This window comes from Acidiplasma cupricumulans, from assembly GCF_001402935.1.
Lineage (GTDB): Archaea > Thermoplasmatota > Thermoplasmata > Thermoplasmatales > Thermoplasmataceae > Acidiplasma > Acidiplasma aeolicum.
The window spans coordinates 1-4647 of record NZ_LKBH01000126.1; the positions used below are offsets into that span (position 1 = coordinate 1).

Here is a 4647-nt window from a genome sequence, read left to right on the forward strand (position 1 = left end):
ATACATATTTAATATATACATTTATGTCAAGAATACCGGAGGAGTTAAAATACACAAAAACACATGAATGGTTCAGTGTGGATGCAGGTGTGGCAACCATAGGCATAAGTGATTATGCACAGCAGCAGCTTACAGACATAGTATATATTGATATGCCAAAGCCTGGAGACGACAAAAAAATTGGGGATGTGCTTTTAACAATTGAATCCGTAAAATCTGCAGAGGATGTTTATTCACCAGTTAACGGCAAGGTTATAGAGATTAATATGGAACTCGAAAAGTCACCTGAACTTGTAAACGAGGACCCATACAAAAACTGGATAGTGAAAATAAAACTTGATGATGAAAAGTATAATTTCCTAACAGCAGAGGAATACAAAAAATATATAGGAGAATAAAAGAAATTATTATGAACAGAAAGGATAAATATTATATAAAGGCTAAAAAGGATAATTTACGCAGCAGGGCAGCATTTAAATTAATGGAGATACAGGAAAAATTCAATGTTATATCAGAAAATTCAAACGTCCTTGAGATTGGGGCATCACCAGGTGGCTGGACCCAGGTCATCAGAACAATAACCGGACGGCCAGTAATCTCTGTTGATATAAACAGGATGAAACCAATAGATGGTGTTATATTTATTCAGGGAGATATAAAGAACCCTGATATAATAAATATTATACAAAAAACTATGGAAGGCGAGGGAATTGAAAAAATAGATGTTATACTATCAGATGCCATGGTAAAAACCAGTGGAATTGGGGAGCGGGATCATTATGAATCCTACCTGCTTGGTACTGCGGTAATGGAGATGGCATTAAAATTGCTTTCACCGCATGGTAATGTTGTTATAAAACAGTTCCAGGGAGATGAAACGGGTAATTTTATAAATAAATGGAAGCAGTATTATTCGTTTAATAAAATTACAAAGCCAAGGGCATCCAGATCTGAATCGCGTGAGATATACATAGTTTTCAAGGACAGGATTTAATTCTGGTTCCTGTTTTTAAAATATTTAACAAGGTCTTTATAAAAATCGTAATCGGATATGCACATCTTTAACTCATTATTTTTTTCATTTAAAATTTCATTTATACGTTTTTCAATATATACCAGGCGTTCCTCATTTAGTTTTTTAAATCCGTTTATATCAACCATTTTATTCCATTCATCAACATATTCTTCAGGCGTCTTGTTATTAAATGCTGTCCTGCTTATCCTTTTTTTCCTTATTGAGTGCCTTATAAGGTCAAGGGTTTTAACATCTCTTGAATATGCCCTCTGGTATTCATCCTCATTCATATCAAGTCCTATAAGCTCAATGTTATTATCAATTGAATATCTTGCAGCCTCTATGTACACTGGTGATGGCGTCATAACCTCTCCGTATTTCGAGAGATTAACACCATATATAATTTCATAATCCGAAAGCGTCATTTCAAAGGGATTCTCAATAAAATATTTTATGCCCTTAACCTCCTCCGGTGATATGGTAATCATCATAATTTCTGGTTTGACAAAATACAGCTGCCTTTTTAATTCATCGCCATCACGTATTAAACCCTTTATTCCACCAAATATATAGAAATAATCATTTATTTTTTCCATCATAGCCTTTCAACTAAAATTTTTTTAAATGTATCCCTATCATTTATATTCATTAAATCCCTGATATTTACGACGGGGCATCCATATATATTCTCTCTTGTTGAATATGTCCTGTTAATAATTACTGGTATATCACCAAGAACATCACTTATTTTTTTTATGGACATTATTTTTTCAGAATTTTCCTCGGCATTGTTAAAGGCTCCTATCATAAGGAATGATTGAACATCATATGAAAGGCCATTAAATGGATTCCTGCTTATGTATTCAGATATGTAACCAAAGCTGTTTATTATTTTAAAAACTTCTTTTATAAATACATCATTTATATCCTCTTCCTCTACATTTATATTTTCTTTAAGTGTGGAAATATCCACCTCCCTGCTTATATCATCACCAAGTATGTTTTCAAGCTTTAGATATATATCTATTGTTGCAGAGCTTCCAGATTCGTAAAGAGATATGGACCTTCTGGAAACACCCAATTTCTGGGAAATATATCCTATTGAAAAATTCTTGCTATTTCTTATCTCTCTCATCTTTTCTCCATCTATTTTAACATAGAAGCCGCCGGGAGCAGAATATATATAGGGTTTCTGTCCATTAATATATTCCTTAAATGTTTGGAATGAAAATATTGGGAGGCCGTGCCTGAAATATAACACACCATCTTCTAATGCTCCAGTTCCAGTTTTTTCTCCAATAATTACTGCTATGGATCCGGTTATTTTTTCCATTTTTAATAATGATGAAACACTCAGTTTGCTAAACGTGTCAATATTATAAAGAACCTTAATTATATATTTTTCACCATCTCTTCTGCAAACTATATCAAATGTAACGAGGCCATATAGATCCGGCTCAGATACATTAAATCCGTTCTGTTTTAAGAACTCGTATATTTTTTTAATAAGTTCTTTCCTAACATCCACGTTCTAATATTATTAATATCATATAAAAACTTTTTTAAACAATAAAGTCAGTCAGTTGCATAATTCATTTCATTAAAATTTACAATTAAATATCAATTTTTAAACAAGAAGAACCACAGAAAATATGTAAGTATAAAAGGTCTAACAGCAATTCACTATGGCATATTGACTGGACTGAATACAATAAAAAAGAGAAATTAATAATAATAGGGGATGATGCATCTCGATTTATAACAGGATTTGGTGTATACAGTGAGGAAACAATAGATAATACAATAAATACATTAATAAAAGCAATAGAACTATATGGTAAACCAAAGGAAATAATAACAGACCATGGCACTCAATCCTTCTCAAATGGAAAGAATGGAATAATAGGAGATAAGAATAAGTTCAAGCAGTATTTGGATGATAATAATATAAAACATATACTGGCAGGAACGGATCATCCCCAAACAAATGGTAAATTAGAAAGGCTAAATTATACAATTAAATCATTAAAACCCTATTTTACAACATGGGATGAGGTTGTATATTATTATAATTATAAGAGAAGTCATATGTCATTATGTATAGATGAAAGGCCTGGGGTAACACCATCAATGGCATATGAGGAAAAGGGGGTAAGTTATATGAAAAGCAATAAATTTATTAAGGAACTCATTTAAGGATTTCATAACTTATATTAAAAATAAATTATAGATTGTAGTATACATGTAAACTAACTTATTTATATTGATTTAATTTTTATACTCAAATATGGTTGCAAATAAGGAACCAATATTTAAAGGAATGACAAAATATAAATGGTTTATTTTTATAGTTGCGCTATTGGGTTGGTCAATGGCTTCCATGGATCTAAATCTATATTCAATAAATTTACCTTTAATTATGAGTACATATCATATTTCTATAGCTTTAACAGGAATAATAACTGCATTAATATTTTTAGGTGCTACAATAGTCGTTTGGATAGTTGGTCCATTTTTAGACACATATGGCAGAAAGTCAGTATGGCAGTACAGTCTTTTAACTATGGCAATATTTACTGGTTTTACTATCTTCGCTACCACTGTAGTTATCCTGATTATAATAAGAGTACTATCTGATGGGCCATCATATATTGAATTTCCTACCGGAATAACAATTGCCAACGAAGAAATGCCTGCAAAATTACGTGGTAGCTTGTATGGTTGGATACAAGCAGGTTTCCCATTAGGCTATTTCTTAGCAACATTGATAGCAATAACTGTAGTTCCAAGATTCCCGTTAGATTTGGGGTGGAAAATAGCTTTTTTAATAGGTGTTGTTCCCATACTTTTAGTTGTAATAATGAGACATTGGGTTAAAGAACCAGAAAGATCTAAAATTGCTATTAAAGCAAGAAATTTAGCAAAAAATGGTCATTTAGATGAAGCAAAAGAAATTACAAAAAAATATCAGATAGATTTATCAGAAGCACCAAAGTATCCATATAAACAATTATTTACAGACCCTAAATTAAAAAAACATACTATATATAGTACAATAACTGAGCTATCTCATGAATTTTCCACTCCAGCTTTATTTTTCTTTACATCAACGGCTTTAGTTGTTTATAAACACATACCAGTTGAACAATCGTTTTACATCATATTAGCAGGAAATGGTTTAGCATTCTTTGCATATGGTTTAATGGGACATTTAGGTCAAAAAATAACAAGAAAATGGGCTAGTGCAATTATAGGCTTAGTAGGTGGTATATCAGTTATATTTTTTGCATTATCTTCTGGTTTACTAGAAACTATAATAGCGACCTTGTTATTTTATCCATTAGTACTAGCTTGGAATGGTACATGGTGGGTTTATATTGCCGAAACCTATCCAACTAGGGTTAGAGGCACTGCCGATTCATGGCAAGTAGGTTTGAATGATGCTGCATGGATTTTGGGAAGTTTAGCTTATGGATTCGTTATTTCAGCAGCAGGATTTTTATACACTTACTTATTAATAGGTGCATTACCGGTGTTGTTAGGCGCCATACTAGTAGCAACTAAAGGAATAAAAGTTAAGCCTGATGAAGAGCTAGAAGAAATAATAGTTTAATATTTAACAAATATTTTTA

The 4647-nt window shown here is 31.7% G+C and carries 5 protein-coding genes and 1 pseudogene; 4 read left to right on the forward strand and 2 right to left on the reverse strand.

Annotated elements, in window-relative coordinates:
• The first annotated feature begins 23 nt into the window (after positions 1 to 23).
• Together gcvH and AOG55_RS03820 are read left to right on the forward strand one after the other, a co-directional pair.
• Positions 24 to 398 (forward strand): glycine cleavage system protein GcvH, encoded by a 375-nt coding sequence (gene gcvH / locus AOG55_RS03815; protein ID WP_048101800.1) that lies wholly within the window; start codon positions 24 to 26, stop codon positions 396 to 398.
• A gap of 11 nt (positions 399 to 409) precedes the next feature.
• The gene (locus AOG55_RS03820) at positions 410 to 994 is read left to right on the forward strand and encodes an SAM-dependent methyltransferase (RefSeq protein WP_048101799.1); all 585 of its coding nucleotides are present in this window, start codon (positions 410 to 412) and stop codon (positions 992 to 994) included.
• Here AOG55_RS03820 and AOG55_RS03825 read toward each other — a convergent pair.
• Both AOG55_RS03825 and AOG55_RS03830 read right to left on the reverse strand, forming a co-directional pair.
• Entirely contained in the window at positions 991 to 1611 is a 621-nt protein-coding gene (locus AOG55_RS03825; RefSeq protein WP_055040914.1) for a hypothetical protein, read from the reverse strand. The two genes, AOG55_RS03820 and AOG55_RS03825, sit on opposite strands and share 4 nt — an antisense overlap.
• Complete coding sequence (locus tag AOG55_RS03830) at positions 1611 to 2543, reverse strand: transcriptional regulator (protein WP_048101797.1); 933 nt, start codon at positions 2541 to 2543, stop codon at positions 1611 to 1613. The genes AOG55_RS03825 and AOG55_RS03830 overlap by 1 nt, the downstream gene beginning before the upstream one ends.
• Positions 2544 to 2645: 102 nt before the next feature.
• Here AOG55_RS03830 and AOG55_RS09130 point away from each other — a divergent pair.
• Both AOG55_RS09130 and AOG55_RS03840 read left to right on the forward strand, forming a co-directional pair.
• Positions 2646 to 3211, forward strand: a pseudogene (locus tag AOG55_RS09130) (DDE-type integrase/transposase/recombinase); the annotation flags it as partial.
• A 91-nt stretch (positions 3212 to 3302) separates the two neighbouring features.
• Complete coding sequence (locus AOG55_RS03840) at positions 3303 to 4628, forward strand: MFS transporter (RefSeq protein ID WP_048101796.1); 1326 nt, start codon at positions 3303 to 3305, stop codon at positions 4626 to 4628.
• The last annotated feature ends 19 nt before the right edge of the window (positions 4629 to 4647 follow it).